The organism is Dolichospermum sp. DET69 (assembly GCA_017355425.1).
GTDB lineage: Bacteria > Cyanobacteriota > Cyanobacteriia > Cyanobacteriales > Nostocaceae > Dolichospermum.
The window spans coordinates 3,884,870-3,906,893 of the sequence record CP070233.1; the positions used below are offsets into that span (position 1 = coordinate 3,884,870).

17 protein-coding genes, 1 tRNA gene and 1 pseudogene are annotated in these 22,024 nt (G+C 37.8%); 3 read left to right on the forward strand and 16 right to left on the reverse strand.

Annotation, left to right across the window (positions count from 1 at the left end):
• Positions 1-215: 215 nt before the first annotated feature.
• A tRNA-Pro gene (locus EZY12_17760) sits at positions 216-289 on the reverse strand.
• Positions 290-414: 125 nt separating this feature from the next.
• Positions 415-780 carry a DUF1818 family protein gene (locus tag EZY12_17765; protein QSX66625.1) on the reverse strand — a complete coding sequence of 122 codons (366 nt, stop codon included), beginning with the start codon at positions 778-780 and terminating at the stop codon, positions 415-417.
• Positions 781-1,049: 269 nt separating this feature from the next.
• On the opposite strand from EZY12_17765, the gene recA reads away from it, so the two are divergent.
• Positions 1,050-2,141, forward strand: a complete 1,092-nt coding sequence (recA, locus tag EZY12_17770; GenBank protein QSX66626.1) for a recombinase RecA — start codon at positions 1,050-1,052, stop codon at positions 2,139-2,141.
• A gap of 665 nt (positions 2,142-2,806) precedes the next feature.
• Here the strand turns inward: recA and EZY12_17775 are convergent.
• Genes EZY12_17775 through EZY12_17785 form a run of 3 tightly spaced genes read right to left on the reverse strand, consistent with a single transcriptional unit; the run spans position 2,807 to position 4,650 of the window.
• A complete protein-coding gene (locus tag EZY12_17775) occupies positions 2,807-3,442 on the reverse strand; it encodes an HAD-IA family hydrolase (protein QSX66627.1) in 636 nt (211 codons plus the stop codon).
• The gene (queG, locus tag EZY12_17780; protein QSX66628.1) at positions 3,417-4,391 is read right to left on the reverse strand and encodes a tRNA epoxyqueuosine(34) reductase QueG; all 975 of its coding nucleotides are present in this window, start codon (positions 4,389-4,391) and stop codon (positions 3,417-3,419) included. Before queG ends, EZY12_17775 begins: the two co-directional genes overlap by 26 nt.
• A gap of 58 nt (positions 4,392-4,449) precedes the next feature.
• Positions 4,450-4,650 (reverse strand): hypothetical protein, encoded by a 201-nt coding sequence (locus EZY12_17785; protein QSX66629.1) that lies wholly within the window; start codon positions 4,648-4,650, stop codon positions 4,450-4,452.
• Positions 4,651-4,761: 111 nt separating this feature from the next.
• On the opposite strand from EZY12_17785, the gene mnmE reads away from it, so the two are divergent.
• A complete protein-coding gene (mnmE, locus tag EZY12_17790; GenBank protein QSX66630.1) occupies positions 4,762-6,156 on the forward strand; it encodes a tRNA uridine-5-carboxymethylaminomethyl(34) synthesis GTPase MnmE in 1,395 nt (464 codons plus the stop codon).
• 9 nt (positions 6,157-6,165) lie between these two features.
• On the opposite strand, the gene EZY12_17795 is transcribed toward mnmE, so the two are convergent.
• The 3 genes from EZY12_17795 to EZY12_17805 form a co-directional block, all read right to left on the reverse strand.
• Positions 6,166-6,462: a DUF2288 domain-containing protein gene (locus EZY12_17795; GenBank protein QSX66631.1), complete on the reverse strand. Its 297-nt coding sequence runs from the start codon at positions 6,460-6,462 to the stop codon at positions 6,166-6,168.
• A 183-nt stretch (positions 6,463-6,645) separates the two neighbouring features.
• Positions 6,646-9,126 carry a UvrD-helicase domain-containing protein gene (locus tag EZY12_17800; protein ID QSX66632.1) on the reverse strand — a complete coding sequence of 827 codons (2,481 nt, stop codon included), beginning with the start codon at positions 9,124-9,126 and terminating at the stop codon, positions 6,646-6,648.
• 8 nt (positions 9,127-9,134) lie between these two features.
• Positions 9,135-12,617, reverse strand: coding sequence for an RNA-directed DNA polymerase (locus EZY12_17805; GenBank protein ID QSX66633.1), 3,483 nt, complete (start codon positions 12,615-12,617; stop codon positions 9,135-9,137).
• A gap of 297 nt (positions 12,618-12,914) precedes the next feature.
• Between EZY12_17805 and EZY12_17810 the strand changes: the two genes are divergently transcribed.
• Positions 12,915-13,247, forward strand: a complete 333-nt coding sequence (locus EZY12_17810) for a hypothetical protein (protein QSX66634.1) — start codon at positions 12,915-12,917, stop codon at positions 13,245-13,247.
• An 84-nt stretch (positions 13,248-13,331) separates the two neighbouring features.
• Here EZY12_17810 and EZY12_17815 read toward each other — a convergent pair whose 3' ends face one another.
• From EZY12_17815 to psbA, 8 genes and pseudogenes are all read right to left on the reverse strand, one after another.
• A complete protein-coding gene (locus EZY12_17815; protein QSX66635.1) occupies positions 13,332-13,970 on the reverse strand; it encodes a 1-acyl-sn-glycerol-3-phosphate acyltransferase in 639 nt (212 codons plus the stop codon).
• A 141-nt stretch (positions 13,971-14,111) separates the two neighbouring features.
• A complete protein-coding gene (locus EZY12_17820; GenBank protein QSX66636.1) occupies positions 14,112-15,020 on the reverse strand; it encodes a phosphate ABC transporter substrate-binding protein in 909 nt (302 codons plus the stop codon).
• A gap of 10 nt (positions 15,021-15,030) precedes the next feature.
• On the reverse strand, positions 15,031-15,744 hold the full coding sequence (locus EZY12_17825; protein QSX66637.1) for a PspA/IM30 family protein: 714 nt from the start codon (positions 15,742-15,744) through the stop codon (positions 15,031-15,033).
• 1,039 nt (positions 15,745-16,783) lie between these two features.
• Entirely contained in the window at positions 16,784-17,989 is a 1,206-nt protein-coding gene (locus tag EZY12_17830) for an aspartate aminotransferase (GenBank protein ID QSX66638.1), read from the reverse strand.
• Between the two features lie 114 nt (positions 17,990-18,103).
• Positions 18,104-19,252 (reverse strand): iron-containing alcohol dehydrogenase family protein, encoded by a 1,149-nt coding sequence (locus EZY12_17835; GenBank protein QSX66639.1) that lies wholly within the window; start codon positions 19,250-19,252, stop codon positions 18,104-18,106.
• Positions 19,253-19,377: 125 nt separating this feature from the next.
• A pseudogene (locus EZY12_17840) lies at positions 19,378-19,611 on the reverse strand (hypothetical protein).
• 274 nt (positions 19,612-19,885) lie between these two features.
• A complete protein-coding gene (locus EZY12_17845; protein ID QSX66640.1) occupies positions 19,886-20,407 on the reverse strand; it encodes a Ycf51 family protein in 522 nt (173 codons plus the stop codon).
• 497 nt (positions 20,408-20,904) lie between these two features.
• Positions 20,905-21,987: a photosystem II q(b) protein gene (psbA, locus tag EZY12_17850; GenBank protein QSX66641.1), complete on the reverse strand. Its 1,083-nt coding sequence runs from the start codon at positions 21,985-21,987 to the stop codon at positions 20,905-20,907.
• Positions 21,988-22,024: the final 37 nt, after the last annotated feature.

A 22,024-nucleotide genomic window follows, 5' to 3' on the forward strand; every position in this document is an offset into this window, starting at 1 on the left:
AACAATTAGATCCTCCCAAGAGAAATACACCATACTTGTAGAGTATTGCCAAGAAACAAGTCGGACTCAAAATGATGTACTTAGAGAATTAATCAGAAAGTTAAAGAAAAGCCGTCCTTTTATGACGGGGCTTTAAACCCAGTTTTTTGGTAAACAACTCAAACATTTCTATGAATTGAGCAGAATACACAATTAATTATTAAAATTTTTATAAATCGGAGCGGCGGGATTCGAACCCACGACCTCTACTACCCCAAAGTAGCGCGCTACCAAGCTGCGCTACGCCCCGTAAATGTGAACTTGAAATATTAGACTTTTGGAGAGGGGATGATTCCAAATTTGGATATCTAATAAAATGAATTAATTCACTCTTTTAAATATATCACAAGGTTAAGAAAAATAGCAAGGGGTTTTTCAAAAAACTTTTAACATTCCGATTGCTGGCAATAATTCGGACACGGCTCCCGCTTCCCATTTACCTTCTGTCCCCCGTCCTGTATTGAGGATAAAGCGCAGATTGTAGGCATGAGCATAACCTGCTACTTCCATCCATAATAAGTCGCTTTCGGCTTCACAGGCAATTTTTTCCTCATCCATTAATTCTGTCGCTAGATGCTTCATGGTATCTGCAAGCTGATTGAAAAGGCGACAAAACTCATTTAATTCTGCTTCTGTTAATTCTATTGCCCAATCATCTGTACCCACTAATGCTTTAAATTCCGCTGCATCTGGATTCCAACCTATGCGCCAACCCAGACCACTTTTAATAACTCGTTCCATAGTTGTATATTCACCAGACTGCTGTTATCCATTGCCAAAATTATACCAATTTGCCTTGCCGATGACGATAGATATAAAAATGAATGGCTTGTATGGTCAGTCTTTCACAATCCAAAATCTAAAATGCTATAATTCTTCAGCGATCGCGTGAGAATCTGGCCAACCTAGTTTGTAAACATTCCTTTTGGCACAGTTTTCGGGTATGATAGTATATCCGTTCTATTAAAACTCTTCCACAATTTTTCAAAATCCTATACTTAGAGGCAGGAATGGCAGCTAATACTAATACTGAGACTTCAGGCAAGCAAAAAGCTTTAAATATCGTCCTTGGACAAATTGAGCGCACCTTCGGAAAAGGAGCAATTATGCGCCTGGGTGATGCTACCCGAATGCGGGTAGAAACAATCTCCACCGGGGCGCTTACCCTAGATTTGGCCTTGGGTGGCGGTTTACCCAAAGGGCGGGTAATCGAAATATATGGACCAGAAAGTTCTGGTAAAACTACCGTTGCCCTCCATGCCCTTGCAGAAGTCCAAAGAAATGGCGGTATTGCCGCATTTGTAGACGCTGAACACGCTTTAGATCCTACCTACGCCGCTGCTTTAGGCGTAGATATTGAAAACTTACTTGTTTCCCAACCAGATAATGGCGAATCAGCATTAGAAATAGTTGATCAACTTGTGCGTTCTGCTGCTGTCGATATTGTCGTTATTGACTCTGTAGCCGCCCTAGTTCCCCGCGCTGAAATCGAGGGGGATATGGGGGATATTCACATTGGTTTGCAAGCGCGGTTAATGAGCCAAGCTTTACGCAAAATTACTGGTAATATCGGTAAATCTGGATGCACAGTTATTTTCATTAACCAGTTGCGGCAAAAAATTGGTGTCACTTATGGTAGCCCCGAAACTACAACGGGTGGTAATGCGCTGAAGTTTTACGCTTCCGTGCGCTTGGATATTCGCAGAATTCAAACTTTGAAAAAAGGTACTGATGAATTTGGTAATCGTGTCAAAGTCAAAGTCGCTAAAAATAAAGTTGCACCACCTTTTAGAATTGCCGAATTTGATATTATCTTTGGTAAAGGAATTTCTACCCTCGGTTGTCTAGTAGACATAGCCGAAGAAACTGGTATTCTCCTTCGTAAAGGTGCTTGGTATAGTTACAATGGTGAAAACGTTTCCCAAGGTAGAGATAACGCCATTAAATATTTAGAAGAAAAACCAGAATTTGCTGCGAAAATTCAAGAACAAGTTCTGGAAAAACTAGATAAGGGTGCTGTAGTTTCTGCTAATTCTGTCACTCAAGCCCATGAAGATCATGGCAATGAGGAAGAAATTGATTTAGAAGAAGAAGAAGAATAGAAAGCAATTTGTTTGGTGTTAGAGGTTGTTTGATAGCGTTCACGAAGTGTGCCGTAGCCCTGCGGGAGCCGGAGGCATCAGGCATAGCGTGGCGTAGCCATAAAGTGATATCAGGTATGATTACTTACCCCCCTTAGTTCCCCCTTGGAAAGCTACGGTGTACACACATCTCTAGACAGGATGCTAAACGTTATCCGATCCCCCTAAATCCCCCTTAAAAAGGGGGACTTTGAAGAATTTAGCCCCCCTTTTTAAGGGGGGTTGGGGGGATCTAAACGTTGTGGGGCAACTCTAGAAGACTTGTGTGTACACCGTAGCCCTTGGAAAGGGGGGATAACAGCAAATCAAGTCCCCTCCCCTTTCTAATGCTACGGTGTACACACATCTCTAGACAGGATGCTAAACGTTATCCGATCCCCCTAAATCCCCCTTAAAAAGGGGGACTTTGAAGAATTTAGCCCCCCTTTTTAAGGGGGGTTGGGGGGATCTAAACGTTGTGGGGCAACTCTAGAAGACTTGTGGAGGGGTAAAACAATATTTGATACACCATGAGAGACTTTTAAAACATCCTCTGAAGGAAAATCGTAGGTTGGATTGAGCGACTCTTAACCCAACATTTTCGGAAAGTTGTTGGGTTTTAGTGGGTATTGCCCACCCTACATTTTTTAATAGCTTTTAATTGCATCTAGTAGTTCGCTAGGATGATGAATTAAGAAATCTGGATTTTGTTTACTTAGAGCTTCAGAAGAATTAAAACCCCAACTGACTGCAATCACTTTGATATTTGCTTTTTTGGCAGATTCTATATCTCTAGTTTCATCTCCTACATAAATTACTGTTTCTGGTTTGAACTGTTTTTGCCGAAGTACATTATTAATAATTGTAGTTTTGCCAAAAATAGTTACTCCTGAACAAATAAAATTAAACAAATAATCTAAATTATGACATTTGAGAAATTCGTTAACATTTTCTGGAGAGTTAGAAGTAATAATTCCCAAGTGATAACCTTGATTATGGAGTTCTATTAATGCGGCGTTAATTCCATCAATAGGTTTTAATTCTGGGATTTTATGTTTTAATTCTCCTTTTACTCTTTTAACCATAAAAGGAATTTTGAATAGGGAAACACCAGAATATTTAATGATTTCTCTGGCTGTGAGATTTCTCAGGAGAATTAGTTCTTGGGAATTAATGGGAACATATCCAAATTCCAGGGCTAAACGATTGGCAATAGTTACAAGAGCATCTACTGTATCAGCAATCGTCCCATCAAAATCAAAAATTATTACTTTCTGGGTCATTATTATGCTTGGATTTGTCAAGATTAGCGCGAGCATTACGTCGTAACATTTCTGGTTTAATGCGCCGCAAGGCCGATGCTGTGAATGTTTTATCCCACTCCTGATTTGATATTTCAGCTAATTTTACTAGCTTCGGAGCTAAATTACTAGGATAGGGTTGAAAATCAGTGACATCAGTTGCTTGAGCAAATCGTTGATTCCAGGGACAAACATCTTGACAAATATCACAACCTGCTACCCATCCTTGTAAATGAGGTGTAATGTCTGGTGGTAATTCTTCTGCCCGATTTTCGATAGTATGATAGGCAATGCAGCGATTAGCGTCTACTACAAAGGGTTCAGTAATTGCACCTGTAGGACAAGCTTGCAGACAACGGGTACAGGTTCCACAGTGTTGGGTTGATGGGCGATCGCTCTCTAGTTCTATATTAGTTAATATTTCTGCCAAAAATACCCATGAACCATATTTTCTGGTAATCACATTCCCGTTTTTAGCAATCCAACCAATACCGGCTTTTTGCGCCCAAACTTTATCTTGAACTGGCCCTGTATCTGCATAATAACGCGTTTTCACATTTTCGCCTAGAGATTCTAGCCAAATAGCTAATTCTTTGAGCTTTTTTTGCAGAACTCTATGATAATCTCGACCCCAGGCATAACGGGAAATTTTGCCGTATTCATCACCTTGGGGACGTTCATGGGGAGTATAATAATTTAGAGCTACAGATATGAGCGATCGCACTTCTGGCATAACTAAAGTAATATCTTCACGCTTGGGATTTTTCATCCATTCCATGTCAGCGTGATAACCCATTTTTAGCCAATCTTGCAATTTTTGTGTCTCTGTCGGCTCTAAATCACTGACAGCAGCAATACCCACTTCGTGAAATCCCAATTCTTGGGCTTTTGCTTTCACTACTTTGCTGCTAACTAATCTAATTTCATTCATTTTAACTCTGTTCCCTATTCCCTGTTCCCTGATATAAGTTTCTTAATCCCAATTCCATTTAAGAATCTTCTGGAAACACCCATTTTGGTGGTTCTGATATTTTTTTCCGCAATCTTTCTTCTGCTATTTCCAGCATTTTGTCTAAAGAAGTTTCTTCAATAAATTTTGCAGTTGCTTCTCTAAACTCAATATTGGGACATTTATCCCCTAAAACACACCCGTTAACACAGGCTTCAGCACAGTTAATTTTTTGCTCCACAATTAATTCCTCTCTAATATGTTTTTAGTTGACAAATAAATTTTACTATTGTTTAGCCTTGGGCGATTTCCAATCGTCGGAAAAGAATAAATATATAATTAAAAATGCCTCATGTCGGAATTATTAGCTAACACGGGAACTATTGCGGCGATCGCTACTGCTGTTGTCCCTCAACAAGGTAGTGTAGGTATTGTGCGGGTTTCTGGTGATCTGGCCATGGCGATCGCTCAAACTCTATTTTATCCCCCAGGGCGACAAGTTTGGGAAAGTCACCGCATTCTTTATGGTTATATTCGTCAACCCCAAACCAAGCAAATTGTTGATGAAGCCTTATTATTGATTATGAAAGCCCCCCGGTCTTTTACCCGTGAAGATGTGGTAGAGTTCCATTGTCATGGGGGAATTATGGCAGTGCAACAAGTATTGCAACTATGCTTAGAAAATGGCGCAAGATTAGCCCAACCGGGAGAATTTACATTAAGAGCATTTTTAAATGGCAGATTAGACTTAACCCAAGCGGAGAGTATAGCAGATTTAGTAGGAGCAAAATCACCTCAAGCTGCTCAAACGGCTTTAGCTGGATTACAGGGTAAATTAGCCCAACCTATCCGCAAATTACGAGCTAATTGTTTAGATATCTTGGCAGAAATTGAAGCTAGAATTGATTTTGAAGAAGATTTACCACCTTTAGACCAACAAAGAATTATTGCAGATATTGATCAAGTAACGGCGGAAATTAGCAAATTATTAGCGACAAAAGATCAAGGTGAATTATTGCGAACTGGTTTAAAAGTGGCGATAGTGGGACGGCCAAATGTGGGAAAATCGAGTTTATTAAATGCTTGGAGTCAGAGCGATCGCGCTATTGTCACAGATTTACCGGGAACAACCCGCGATGTGGTAGAATCCCAGTTAGTTGTCGGGGGAATTCCCGTCCAAGTGTTAGATACAGCCGGGATTCGGGAAACAGTAGATCAGGTAGAAAAGATTGGTGTAGAGCGATCGCGTCGTGCTGCTAATGCCGCTGATTTGGTATTATTTACTATTGATGCTGGTGCAGGTTGGACTCCCGCAGATCAAGAAATTTATGAACAAGTAAAACACCGTCCCGTAATTTTAGTAATTAATAAAATTGATCTAATTTCCCCAGAAGAAAGTAAAATACTCCAATCTGAAATCGAAAATCCTAAATCTAAAATCGTCACAGCCGCAGCGATAAATCAAGGAATTGATAGTTTAGAAACAGCGATTTTAGAAATAGTGCAACAAGGAAAAGTTCAAGCCGCTGATATGGATTTAGCAATTAATCAAAGACAAGCAGCAGCTTTAACAAAAGCAAAAGGCGATTTAGCCCAAGTACAAGTTACAATCACCGATCAATTACCCTTGGATTTTTGGACAATTGATTTAAGAGGAGCAATTCAAGCATTAGGAGAAATCACCGGTGAAGAAGTCACAGAATCAGTATTAGATCGGATTTTTAGTAGGTTCTGTATTGGTAAATAAATCACCCTTTTAAACAGTGGCTATTTCCTTGATGATGACGTAAGGTTCAACAATCAGAGCATTAAATCGCTTGTTCCGGTTAAGATTCCATTCTCCTACTTGATCTACTGTAGGTTTCGCTAACAATTGCTCATCTATCCAATGTTGCACTGAAGGAATATTATCACTAGCGATCGCTTCTCCCACATCTAATAAATCCAAATTCTCTGTCACCACAATTACCGCATCTTTTTGAACATGGGGAATTAACCACTCCCATTCTGCTTCATCGAGATTTTGTTGCAATTTTTCGCGTAAATCTGACATAATTCCCCACTTTTTTGGTTATTAGTTTAATTTTACAATATAAGAAGGCAATTTTATGTGAGGCTGCACAGAATCATAAAATCCATGAATTCATCTGTGTTTATCTGTGTTTATCTGCGTTTAATTATTCTAGAAATCTTATTCTATGCAGCTTAATCTTAATTTGATATGACAATCATTTTATTAGCTACTAGAGAATGTATTTTCAATTAAATACTCAGCAGGTAATGAACCAATAAACTGACTTTTGGACTTCGGTTCATTTTTATAATCTTTGAGAAACCAGGAGATAAATAACTGTTTTTTTGCTCTGGTTAAAGCTACATAAAATAACCGCTTTTCTTCCTCTACTTTATGATCTAGTAAACTGTAGTAAGTCGGAAATTCTGCCTCACACATACCTGCAATAAAGACGGTATCAAACTCTAAACCTTTTGATTGATGAATTGTGATGATTAAAACTTGATTATTTTTCTCAGAAACTTGGTCTAAATTTTTTGATAATGCCGTATATTCTATGATATTTCTGAGTGCTGTATCAGGATGTAATACTAAATCATCCTGTTCTTGAAATATCTTTACTAACTGTTTGAGGTTTTCTAATTTTTGTGGTTCATGATTTTCATAATAGTCATATAAACCAGAATCAATTAATATTTTATCTAATAAATCTGCTGGACGTAATTTTTGACTGGTATTTTTCCAACTTTGAATATCATCAGCTAAATTTTCAAATCCTTTTCCATAACGGTAAACTAATGCTTGACGATAATCAGCACGATGTTTAACTAAAGGAATGAGAATTGCTAATAATTCTACAGTTGCACGGGTGTCATTAATAGCACTATGATTTGGAAATTGATTTAGTTTTAATTTAGTTGCTAAATTTTCTAAACTATAATTATCTGCTTGAATAAAACGTTTTGCTAAATCCCAGGTATCTCCCCATTGAAATTGCGGAGTTGATAAACCTAATTTTTGAGCATCAGCTATAATCATTTTAATGTCAAAACCGAGATTATGTCCTATTAAAAAAGCATCTTGGATAAAATCTAGAAACTCTGTAAATACATCAATTGCATTTTTGCCATTTGCTGCTAAAAATTCATCACTATAACCGTGTATTCGTTTTGAATCTCCTACAGGAACAGTATCTTTTATATAATAATGAAATTCTGATTTTATCTCACCATTGATTAATTTAATTGCTGCAATTTCAATTACTTCATCTTTACCAGCTAAAAGTCCTGTAGTTTCTACATCAAAAACAATAATTGTTCCCGAATCATAAGCAGTAATTAAATTACTAAAAGGATCACCATCAATAAAAGTTTGTGTTGATGCCATATCCGTTAATTTAAAACCACAATTTTCACCTTCTTTAATGATATGATTTAGAGTAACATTACCAATTCCCCGACTAGGACGCAGTAACATTCTCAACATTGCAGTTGTATCAAAAGGATTGATAATTAACCGTAAATAAGCAAGAGCATCTTTAATTTCTTGACGAGCAAAAAATTGATGTTGTTCAACTGTGACAGAGGGAATATTCAATCTTTCTAAAATGCTACTAATTAGATTACTACGATTATGATTTCTAGTCAAAATAGCAACTCGATTATATAGAAAATCAGGATTATTTTGAGCTAAATCTCGAATTTGTTGAGCAATCCATTTCCCTTCATCCTCCTCATTTTTTGCTGTATAAATAGGAATTAATTCACCATTTTTACAACTGGGAGCAGGAGTTATTTTTGTATGTCGTGTTTCAAAAGAATCAGCAAAAACAGAAGCCGTATTTAGTAAGGTTTTAGTAGCGCGATAATTCCAAGTGAGAGAATATTCTTGCGGTTGAAACTCTTGTTTAAATTGACTGACAACTTGTTCAGGTTCTGAACCTCTCCATTCATAAATAGTTTGGTCTAAATCTCCAATTATGGCAATATTCCCAGTTCGAGTAGCTAAACATCTGACAATTTCATATTCAGATAAATGAGTATCTTGAACTTCATCAACTTGAATAAAATCAAAACGTTCTTCCCATCTTTTTTTTATTTCTGGATAATCAGAAAACAAGGAACGAACATAGAATATTAAATCAGAAAAATCTAAAGCATGACGTTCTTGTAATAGGTTTTGATATTTACTAGCTAATTTTGCATTATCTATTCCTAATGGTGCAAATAATTTTTCTGGAGGGTAATTAGGAGATAGTTGTAAATGAATCGCTTTAGTTTTGCAATCTGCTATTTTTGATAATTGCTTTTGAGCTTTTTTATCGTCACGGAATCGAAAAATACCTTTAATTATTCCTAAGCAGTCAGTATCATCATAAACTACAAAATCTGCTGGTAAACCAATATTTCTCGCTTCTATTCTCAGGATAGAAGTACATAAACTATGAAAAGTTTTAATTGTGATATAGCGAAATTGTTGAGGAAACATTTCTGCTAACCGTTTTTTCATTTCTTTAGCTGCGCGGTTAGTGAAAGTTAGACAGAGGATTTTTTCGGGAGGAATACCTTCTTCAATTGCTTTGACAACTCTTGATGATAAAACGCAGGTTTTACCAGTTCCCACAGGAGCTAATATTAATAATGCTCCTTTTGTGTGGTTGATGATTTTGATTTGTTCTGAGTTGGGTTGGTTTTGGGAAATCATAATTGTTATTAGAGTGAATATTGTTTATCTTTAGTAGCTGATTTTTGTTTCGGGTTGTAATATTGTCTAACTCTTGCTGGTTCAATTTCTTTAAACAGTTCAGAAACTTTTCCTGATTCTGCAAGTTTCAGAGCATCTTTGATTAAATAATCATTTTTCTCTTCATTAGAAAGTGGAATATTATCTAGTAAATCGTAATTGTACATTCCCAAAATCAAGATGTAGTTTTTCTTGAGTCGAGTAAATGGAGGAGGATCATTTTTTAAAGCATTGACAATACTTTGAAGATGTTGCGGTTGTACATAAGGTTTTGCAAGATGTCCTAAATAAAGCCAAGTTTCTGTTGCTTTCAGCTTTTCAATATCAGATTTAGCTGCTGTTGCAGAGGTAAATATTAATTCCCAACCTGCTAATTTTAGTATTGGCAAAAAACGCAATGATTCAAGTAAAATAGCGCGAACATATTCACTAGATTCTTCAGTTGCTATGTTACTATTTTGATAATATTGCCATAATTGCTTAATAGCATCTCTATGTCCTTGAGAAGCTAAAGCAATTATTACATCTAGTAAGTTACGAATTACGAATAAATCACAAATGACAAAAATGAGTTCTTCCCAAACTTGATCAAATCCTAGAATTAGCAATTTATTTACAGATGTTCTGATTCTAGTTTCTGATTTTCTCTTGTTTATATTTAATTTTCGCTTTTCTTGTTCACTGATAGAATGACCTTTATCTTTGATAATTGCTATAATTTCTTGTAGATTTTTTAAACTTTCCTTAAATAGATTAACAACTTGAGACTTAATCTGATTTTTCTGATAAATCCAAGTGCGATTCAATTCTTGAAATTGAATACTCCATTGAGAAATAATAATAAAGTTATCATCTGTAGGAAAAGATGGAAATTCTAATTGTTCTTTACTGTTTGATTTTTTATAATTTAATTTTTGATATATTCTCCGACTCAAATTGATTTCTGTGACATAAATTCCCAGGGAATATAAACAATGTTGATATAATTTTATGAATTTCCACCATGATTGATCATCATGACTGCTATTAGCTAACTCAAATTCAGTGCGATAATCATGATCCATTATCCATAAAGAAACAAGCATAGAATTAAAGTTTTTATTCAGTTCCTTTAAATGATCATCTAATTCCGTACTTGGTAAGAAATCAGATATCTTTTTATAATGTTCTGTTTTCTCTTTGTTAAGCTTTAGTCCTAGATTGCTGAGTTTCTCTATTAATTCTATTTCAAATTTTTCAATATCATTACCATTGGGAGCAACTGCAATAATATCATCAACATAACGATGAAAATTGATTTTATGTTTCCATTTTGGTTCATTAGCAAAATAATCATCAATTGCTTTCAGATACAAGTTAGCATAAAAACCTGATGTCAGAGTTCCTTGTTTAAGTCCGCTACCATTTTCATGTCCATTATTCAAATTCTGTTTCATAATTTTAGTAAGTAACCATTTAATACGGTCACTTCTAATTTCTAGTTCTGTTATAGTAATATCAAGTAACTGTTGTTGAATAACTTGTTTATAATATTCTTGTATGTCAGTTCTTAAAACAGCACCTTTGGGACAACTTTTAGCACTTTCTTCTGATGCTTTTAAAAACTTAGTATATCTAGGAAAGTAATTTTCATATAAATCTTCTGTCTGTTCTAATTTTAGTTGATAGGAATAAAAATCAAAGTCTTTATTCTTTCCAATAGTTTGCAAAATAGCAATTGCTAATATTTCTTCTTCTAAACGAGTTAACTGTTTTGGACGACCTTTTGATCTACTTTTGACAAATTTATAGTCAATATCTTGACCAGAAGGAAGCAATTTATCTGAATATAACTTATCAACTAAGTTATCAATAAGAATCTGTAAATTTTCATCCAAATTATTTTCAAACAACCGGATTTCCACCTCATCATAAAAAGATTCATTAAAGATATTATTTCTAGCTTTAACCCAAGCTAGTTCTATATTGTCTAAACTAATCAATTTATTCCATTCATTATCTTCTTCAAGTTCACTATTTTTGATAGTTTGACAAACAGCATTAAATTGATCAGCATGATTTAATTTATTTTGTTCATACCAATAACTACCAGCAGGATTTTCAAAATCAACGGCTTGTTTACCTTCCATTACATAAGAAATTCTATGTTTACCCATGAATTTATCAAAAGCCGTACATATAGCATTGATTCCTTCATTAATATCACTAGCTTGAATTATTTGTTTCAAAGATTGTTCTAATTTTTTTGTCCCTATAGTCGTTAAATGTAGATTTTCAATAGGTACTTCTTCTAATAACCGTTTAAAAGAAAGTGCTTCATCTTGCCAAAATTCTTTTTCTATATCTGTATCAATTTCTGGTGCTAATCCTAAAGCCTTAAGTTTTTTATTTCTTTCTTTTTGTAAAAGGTCATCTTGACTAATAGATGAAGCTAAATCAAGCTGCATGATAAAAAGATTAGATAAAGCTTTTACAGAAGCATTTTCATCATTTAATTTATTTTGTAAGTGGCTGATAGTGCTTAGAATTGCTGGTGCAAGAGGCTGATTAATTGCTTTAAAATCTAAGGTAATATTAAATGGGTTAATCTTCTCTTGTAATTCCTGCATAAACTTCTGATAAATAGCGTAACCATAAATATTTGGATCTATACCTACATTAATGATTTCTATTTTTTTAGATGTAATATCATCTTTTGGTAAAGTTAAGATTTTTTCAATAAAAGCAGCCGTAGCAGCACCCATTACACAACCAACATCTAATAAATAAATGCGTGGATGATATCTCAATCTATTAAGTAATCTATTCGATTCAATCACACTATCTAAAATATGAACTGATTCAAAATAATAACGGGGGAATAAACTATAAAACTGAAAAGCTGTACTTTTTAAATCTCCTTTTTCTAAACAGTGTAAAATATCTTTTGAATAATTAAGTTCTTTATATCCCTGTGCGTCTGGTATTTCTCCTAACCATTGATGTACGGCAGAATAAGCAGATGCAATAATAGGATGAAAAGAACGACGAATTTTAGCTTCTTCAGCCATTACCAAATTAGTAACTTGTTTCGACTTCTGCGAAGGAAGTCCTGAAAGTGCTTGTAATAATAGTTGTTTAGCTATAGCGTTAATAGTCTTCCCTTCATTTTCTGCTCTCTGTTTTAACGCTTCTAAAGTTTCCTCTTCTAGTCGAATAGTAACTACTTTTCCCGCTTCCCATAAGATAGTGAATTCTCCATTGAGAACCTGAACAATATCTTCAATGGTTTCTAGTTTGGATGCACCAGGATTATCTATAGCTTTACCAAGGGAAGTATGATAACGCGACGCAGGAGGGACTTCTTTTGCACCTGTACGATTAGCACGAAGTTCCGCAAATTCTTTTGCTAGACGGTAAAGCGTCCAATCTAAATCCTGTAGACGTTGCTCAATATCTTTCTTGCTTATCATAAATTACGTTGTTGTTTTGCTATACATCTATAGCTCTATAGTCGTCTCTGGATTTTGCAATGTCAATAAGTATAAATACTTATAACAGAAATTGTTTGCTTTGTGTTGACTTTTAAAATTTAACAGTTTATACTGGCTGGTATGAAAATAAAAAAGGCACTCCAACTCTATTGGAATACCTTTTTATTTGCTTAACCTCTCCCAATTACAGTTGGGACAGGCTATTAACTTGATTTAATTGAATTGTTTGTCAGTAAAAGTTCCAAATTTCGTCAGTTTTACAAAAAGGAAACAAAAATGAAACCAACACTAAATAATGATAGCTTATCACCTATTGATCTGGCTCAAAAATCTTTTGCCCTTGGTTCTTCTCCCTCTGAAGTGATTGAATTAATACAATCTATAACTGAATTGTCAAATGTGCAGAAGCAACAAGTTCAGGCAAAACAAGATAATGAGAGACGCAGTTATTTAATGCAAGACATTATGCGGTCGCTTGAACAGCTTAAAATTCCCACTGGTCAACAGCGCGTTCTCAAGGCAATGACAACTTCACAGCTTGAAGCTTATGCAGAAGAGTTATATCAACAATTAAAAGAGCGTCCATTCAAACATCTATCAGTAGCATAAAAAGCTGTTGAATATTTAATTTGCACATTCTTGATTGTGCAAACTCTTGTGGGGTGGGCATCTTGCCCGCCCCCTAAGAAATTCTCACCTTCCCAAATCGTGCATTTCATTAATTGCGTCCGCACACATTTGAGTAACTCTCTCCAATTCCTCCTTCTTGCTAGAACTGGGAGCATCAATTAACTTCCCAATTCTCAGAGTCAAAGGTACAGAACGGGGAACAGAAGAACCAGGTTGTAAAATTTTCTCACTTCCCCATAAACACACTGGTAAGAAAGGAGCGTTAGCCTTAGCGGCTAAAAGGGCTGCACCTCTTTTGGGGTCATGAATGCGACCATCGGTCGTGCGTGTACCTTCTAAAAACACACCCACAGCCCAACCATTATCTAAATATTCTAAAGCCGAACGGATAGCATTGCGGTCAGCACTACCGCGACTCACCGGGTATGCACCATATAATTTAATTGCTTGGGATAAAACCGGAACTTTAAATAATTCTTCCTTGGCCATGTAAGCAACTGGACGACGGACAGAAGTAGAAACTATGGGGGGGTCAAAGTAACTAGCATGATTACTAACTATGATCACAGACCCAGTTTGAGGGACATTTTCCGCGCCATAAATCCTACCGCGAAAGTATGTATGCAGCAAAGGGCTAATCACCGACCACTTAAAGGCGTGATACAGTGCTAAACTAATTAAGGGTTCACGAGTTCTAGTCATAGAAAATATTATAAATAATACAGGATGTAGGGGCGCAGGCCCTGCGCCCCATCAGAAGTCACCGAATCAGGATATTAAAAAAGAAGTCAGGATTTATTTTAACCTCTAACTCCCACATCCTAACTTCCTATTTTTTCTACATCAGTTTCCTAATGCTAAAGCCTGTTGTCCTTGGGGGGAAGTCGCGTAACCTAAAAATGCTTGAACTCCCACATTAGCAGGGTCTTTATAGACGTAATACAGCGATCGCTGATAAGGATAACTACTTCCATCTGGTGTTAAACCATCAATAGCCAAAACTCGCACTGTTTGCTGATTAGCAACTTGAGCAAAGGTAGCATAACCTATACCATCAGTTCCTAAAGCTTGAATTAAGGGAGTTGTGGCATCTCGTTGCAATGTCGTAATATTGGGTGTAGTCCCAAAATTGCCTTTCTTCAGCACTAATTCTTTAAATGCTTGATGTGTGCCACTAATTGCTGGACGATTAATAACGCGGATAGTTGCGGCTGCACCACCTACTGCTGACCAATTATTAATTTTTCCCTGAAATATATCTGCAACTTGGCTACTGGTTAATCCTTGATTGAAGGGATTTGTCTTACCGACTATCAGAGCGATCGCATCTTGTGTTACAGTAACCGCCTTCAATCCCTGACTTTGTTCCTGTGCTGTTAATGGTCTAGAAGCCCCTGCAATATCCACTTTACCAGCTAAGAGATCCTGAATTCCCTTATCTGTCCCATTACCAACTGCTACCACTTTTGTGCCGGGAAACTTTTTCTCAAAACCATTTTTAAGATTTTGGTTAATTGTCACCATACTAGTAGAACCATCTATCTTGACGGTAGTACCGCTGGCTACTGTTGTTGGTAATGAGAAAGCCCCAGTAGTAGTTGTGGTATTACTACCGAGAGGACTATTCTCTGGCTGTGTAGTTGTAGTTGTCTGGGCAGGGTTACGCATGAAAAACCACCAGTAACCACCACCTAAAAACGCGAGAAATAAAAGAATAAAAACAATAGGAGGCGGTCCGCTTTTCTGACTCATAAATTCCTGCTTATTCTGGTAGTTGTTTAGGTTGAGAATCTTGTAATCTGTGCAAACGACGGGCAACTTCGTCGTCCAAAGTCATATTTTCCATTTCGGCTTGGAGTTTTTCCGCAGGATTTTCTGACAATTCGGCCAAAGCCTCTGTCTTTAAATTCCGACGTTCAACTGCACCTTTAGCCTTTTCAAAGTCACTTTTAGCCGAACCAATATCAAATTCATTATTAACTTTAGCAATCATAGCCAAAGCTTCATTCACCTCTGACATATCTTTCATATTCTGCATATCAGCTTTGTAGCTTTCTAACTTCATGCGCTCACGGTTGAGTTTATCCTTAGAAGCCTTGACCGCAGTTTCTGCCTGTTTAACCATTTCCTCTAGTTTAGGCAAGATTTGCTCCGTTTGAATGGCCTTAGCCATAGCCATTCGTGCAGCTTCTTCATTACCACCACGTTGAGCAATCATTGCCTGTTGCTCTAAAACCTTAAATTCTTTAATTTTTGTCTCATATTTATTCTTGGCAGTTTTATAAGCCCCTTCTTGAGCCGCAACCGCTACAGCCAGTTTCTGAACGGCTTCTTGCATTGACTGGAGAGATTCTTCAGCCACGGCTACAGCCACCTTACCACCTGACTCTACAGGCATTCCCCATAACCAGTTCCAAGTCCCAACTATGGTTCGTCCTGCCCTTTCACCCATTATCCAGTAGACAGCTTTTTTCATAAGAATACCCGGTAAGTAGGAAACTCAGCGGCTTTAGCCCTGAGAGGGAAACGACACGGGCGGTTTTAACCGCTTTGAATCTTTTTTCATTACCGCCTTGGAGTTAAGAAATTTGGGGTACTTTTGTGATGTACTTTCAACGGGACAATTACCGATTCAAATTTCTCAACTCTGTACGCATAATGTTTTGCTCCAAAGAGCCTCCCTTTCGGGGTGATGTTAGCTTCGACCTGTTATAAGAGCTTGTTATACTTGCAACACTGTTTCAGTGACCTTAAAACTGTTTAATTGCAAATGACAGAGCAGGGAACTAGCTTCGCATTCCGGGGTGTCGTGACTCAAATAACGGCTACCCTGAGACTATGCTCAGGGTGGTCTGGTCAGCACGGCTTGCTTGATTACTCTTGCAAGCCCAGTCCCTTTAGGGCTGGGTTACTGACAACCTAAAGTTATTTCAGTAAGGATGCTTATGGTAATATTTTTACTCTAATATAGGCATATGTAGCAATTATATTTCATAAAGTTTAAATTTAGATTTATAAAATTTTACCATGAATAGGCTTGCAACCGCTTTCACAGAAGGCATAATTGCCTTTATTACTACTAATATTGACGACATTATGATTCTGTTACTATTTTTTTTCACAGATAGATAGAAATTTTCAGCGCAGATATATTTTTATCGGTCAATATATCGGTTTTACCGCTATTATTATTATTCTCAAACTATGACTACAAAATATAGAACCATCTTAGAGGATGTTTGAAAAGTTTTTAATGTATAAATAAACCCCTCTTGTAAACCTCTCCCCGCTTCGGGGAGAGGCTTTGAAACCCCCTTTCCCTCGTAGGGAAGGGGGCAGGGGGGTTAGGTTTTTGAAGATTATCGGTTTCATCTAATACTTTTCAAACAACCTCTTACGCCGATAGAGGTAAGATGGCAAATATTTCTTTAATGTCCGGCAGTGTGTGAATTGCAATTTCTATTACTCCCTATTAGGGATTGAAACCAGTTAAATCAGACACAAGAAAAATTAACTCACCCAGAAACAGAAACTTCCGATTGATAGCAAATTCCAGCTTCCTTGAATCTTTGTAAAGCTTCACCCAAGCGATCGCAATCTGCAATTAAACTAATTCTCACATAGCCTTCACCACCTACGCCAAAGGCATTACCAGGAGTCAGAACCACACCCGTTTGCTGGAGAACGTGCAAAGCAAAATCTGTAGAATTCATCCCCACAGGACATTTTATCCACAAATACATAGTTGCTTCAGTTTTGGGAATATTCCACCCCAACTTACCCAAACCGTCAATTAGAAAATCTCGACGAGTGCGGTAACGTTGCTGCACTTCATGTAAATAACTATCAGGAAGTTGCAAAGCTGTTTCTGCCGCAGTTTGCAAAGCCGAAAAAATGCCATAATCTAAATTGGTTTTTAGTGTCCGCAAACCTTGGATAACGTGACGGTTGCCAACTACAAACCCAACGCGCCAACCTGCCATATTATAGGTTTTGGAGAGAGTGTGAAACTCTACACCAATCTCCTTTGCACCAGGAATTTCTAATAAGCTAGTAGGTTGATAACCATCAAAAGCTAATTCTGCATAACATAAATCATGGACTAAAAGAATTTCATATTTCCGTGCAAACGCCACAATTTCCTCAAAAAATTCACGGGGGGCTGTGGCTGCGGTAGGATTACTAGGATAATTAAAATAGAGGATTTTGGCTTTTCTAGCCACTTCGTCGGGAATAGCCGCTAAATCAATTAACCAGTTATTTTCTTCTTTAAGAATTAAATTGTGAACTACTCCCCCAGCAATAATCGGTCCACGAAAATGCACAGGGTAAGATGGTGAAGGTACTAATACAGTATCACCAGGATTAATATAGGCGATCGCTAAATGTCCCAAACCTTCCTTAGAACCCAGTAAAGGTAAAGCCTCACTATCAGGATCAAGTGTCACACCATAACGGCGATGATACCATTGAGTAATAGCTTTACGGAAACTAGCAGTTCCTTCAAAAGGTGGATAACCGTGATTAGCTGGATTTTGCAAAGCTGCTATTGCGGCTTCTATTACAGGTTGAGGTGTAGGACCATCAGGATTTCCCATACCCAAATCAATCAAATCTAGTCCCTGTTCTCTAGCCTTAGCCTTTAATTCATCCAAACGGGCAAACACATAAGGTGGCAATTTTCGGATCCGTTCTGCGGGAGTAATCCAACTCAAACTCATTCTTTTACCTCGAATAGAAATAGGGGACGGGGGAGCAGAAAGAGGCAAGGGTGCAGGGGGCAGGGGGAATATTTTCTTACCCATTACCTATTACCTATTACCTATGACTTATTTTTAATTTTTAATTTTTAATTGACTTGGTGCAGTAGTAGAAATCATTGCGGCCATCAATTGTTCCACCGCTACAGTAAACGGTAACCGATGGATATCAGAATTAGGTTCTAAACTAATTTCTGCTGCTGTTTGTAACTCAACCAGAGTGATATTACCTAATCCCAAATCTGCTAATTTTTGGGGTAATCCAATCTCTGCATAGAACTTCAACAATTGTTGTCTTGCTGACGTTGCTAGTTGATTTCCCTGGATCATTTCTTCTAACCGCAGTTGTACTAGGATACCATAAGCGACCTTTTCCCCGTGAATGCTACCATGTCCAGAAATATGGGTTAAGCCATTATGAACTGCATGAGCCGCAACTGTGCGACATTGCGCCCCACCGAGTCCCCCAATTACCCCAGCTAGGAGTACAGTACAATCAACAACTTCTTGCCAAATTTCGCTACCGGGAGACTGTAACGCAGCGGCGGACTTTTGTAATAAAATATCTCTTAAAACTCGCGCTTGTTGGACTGCGGCTATAATTAGAGTCTGTTCTGAGTGTCCACTACTCACAGATGCTTCGTACCATTTAGCGATCGCATCTCCGATACCTGCCACTAAAGTCCGTTGGGGTGCAGTCTGAATTAAATCATAATCCAAAATCAGCAAATCAGGACAGCGAGACAAAGCCACATCATACAAAAACGCCCCCGTTTCCGAATAGACATTAGACAGGGCTGTCCAGGCTGCACAGGTAGCCGCAGAAGTGGGAATTGTAACAACCGGTAATGTTAATTGATGAGCGACTAATTTAGCCGTATCTAAAGCTTTACCACCACCAATACCGATAATCATATCAGTTTTATGTTCCTTGGCGGCTTTGCGTAAAGTTTTCAGACTAGCTTCACAACAATCAGCACCATAAGAAATTAAGACAGGATGTAATTGTTGACATTGGAAAAGAGGTTGTAAACTCTCCTGACTAAGATTGAGAGTCTGATTTCCAGCAATAATTAACGGACGACTTCCCAACTTAGCTACTTCAGTCGCAACAGTTGATAACACACCCCCACCGCGAATTACCTTCCCAGGGGAAACGCTCAAACTCAAAAATGAGCTAGTGGTTTGAGTAGATAAAGTTTCAGTAGAATGTTGATTAGACATGATCACTATTTTGCCAAAACTATTGATATTTCTTAATGAAATTTTAAAATAATCCTTATTGTAGTATAGATGACAGAAAAAATGTACAGCAGGGAATTGGTAATAGCTAATTTTTCCCCTGACCCCTACTCCACAGCCTCCAAAGCCTTTAAAGTTAATATTTCCGACTGACTTAACCCCTTCACCCCCTGAATCTTCAACCCTACATATAATTTATGGTCAAAGGTGGCGATACAGTCCCCAGTTCGGACATTCCATAGTTTCACCGTTTCATCATAACTACCACTAGCCAAGGTCAGACCATCTCCACTCCAGGCTACTGACCTAACAGAACTATTATGATCCTCTAAAGTTTTTAGATAGGTATGGGCGTATTGCAACACACCCTTACTTTGGTTATTATACTTTGGTTATTAGCCCTGAAATATGGCTTACGCCACGCTACGCTATCATTTCTGGACGGGTGTGGAAGCCAACAGATAAGCTATTTTTAACTTAATATTTTTTGTCAATAGGTAAGTCGTATATTAGTGTATCAAGATAATAGACGAAATAAAAATTTCTCACCAGCCAAAAAAATCAGTAACGGGTAAAGGGAATGAGTAATAAATATTCCCCCTACCCTAGAAATCCCTAAGCCGTAGGTTTTGGTAATGAAGCAAACTTATCCAAATAAACTTCAATCGCCATTTCTGAATCTTCACGACTAACTAAAGTCCGGTTTACTTGACCCAAGTACAGAGGTATAGATAACCCTATTTCTGGGTGGATAATGGTGCGGGCGCGAACTGTCAGTTGACTATTACCATTTGCACCTAAGCGACCATAGGAATAGAGATTACTAGCTGCTTGACGTAAAGTTGCTTCTAATTCTGTAGGAGTGATTTTTGGTGTAACTGCAATTACTGTTTGGTTAGAACCGTTGTCATAAACCAGGGTATACTTCATAGCACCGGGAATAATTGTGCGACTCAGAGGTACGAGGGAAAGTGAAAATAACCCCCCTGTCAGTACCAGCATAAAGCCAGTTGCACCCACCAACCGAAAGCGGAAGCCCCATTTGACAATAAAAGCCAAGATTGTCAGGACTGCAAATACTATTGTGGCAATACCACACCATTGAGTGTATTGCAGAAAATTAGCTGTACTAGGCATAAGGTTTTAATTACGGACATTACAAGAATAACCGGTAAGTGTAAAGCTCAGTCCCTTTAAGGCTGAGATATAAGCGACTTGAGTGACTTTAGTCACGTAAAAAATTGATTGGTCGCAGTAGATGTTATATAATTATGGGGACTACTAAATTTAAGTATAACTAAACAACGTAAAAACTTAACTAGATTGGTTAAGTGCGTAGTCATACCTAACGGTATTGCAGTTTAGGAAAGCTAAATTTAGTAAAAAATAAAATGCCAAAATCGAGTACGGTAGGGCATACCGGAATTAACGCTTTAGGAGAATCGACCTCTATTTTTGTTGGAGTAATCCTGTTTAAACAAGTCGGCTCATTGATTAAAGAATCTCAGTGCCTAAAGACGCTGAGAGTGTCAACATCTTACCTATCAGCAAGACCAGATTTTTATGTAAAACAAAAACACCCCCCATTTCTGGAGGGTGTTTTTGTAATTAAGCTATTAACAAAGCTTTAATTATTAACCGTTGATTGCAGGAGCAGTCAAAGCAACAGGAGCAACTTCACTAGCAGCTAAGTCTAGGGGGAAGTTGTGAGCGTTACGCTCGTGCATTACTTCCATACCCAAGTTAGCGCGGTTGATTACATCAGCCCAGGTAGCTACAACGCGACCTTGAGAATCAATGATGGATTGGTTGAAGTTGAAACCGTTCAAGTTGAACGCCATTGTGCTAACGCCCAAAGCGGTGAACCAAATACCAATTACTGGCCATGCAGCGAGTAAGAAGTGTAGTTGACGGCTGTTGTTAAAAGAAGCGTATTGGAAAATCAAGCGACCGAAGTAGCCGTGAGCTGCAACGATGTTGTAGGTTTCTTCTTCTTGACCGAACTTATAACCGTAGTTTTGAGATTCGGTTTCAGTTGTTTCCTTAACTAAGGAAGAAGTTACCAAAGAACCGTGCATTGCAGAGAACAAAGAACCACCGAATACACCAGCTACACCCAACATATGGAAGGGGTGCATCAGAATGTTGTGTTCAGCTTGGAACACGATCATGAAGTTGAATGTTCCGGAGATACCCAAAGGCATACCGTCGGAGAATGAACCTTGACCAATTGGGTAAATCAAGAATACTGCGGTTGCTGCTGCTAAAGGTGCAGAGAAAGCTACGCAGATCCAAGGACGCATACCTAAACGGTAAGAAAGTTCCCACTCACGACCTAAGTAGCAAGCTGCACCGATCAAGAAGTGGAAAACTACCAATTGGTAAGGACCACCGTTATACAACCACTCATCTAAGGAAGCTGCTTCCCAGATTGGGTAGAAGTGCAAACCGATAGCGTTAGAAGAAGGAACAACTGCACCAGAGATGATGTTGTTTCCGTACATTAAAGAACCTGCAACTGGCTCACGGATACCGTCAATGTCAACGGGAGGCGCAGCGATGAAAGCGATGATGAAGCAGGTGGTAGCAGCTAACAGGGTAGGAATCATGAGAACGCCGAACCAACCGATATAAATCCGGTTGTCGGTGCTGGTGATCCATTCACAAAAGTTATCCCATACGTTAGCACTTTCGCGCTGTTGTAAAGTTGTGGTCATGTGTTTATAATTGCGTTTGAGGTATGTATGTTTTGGT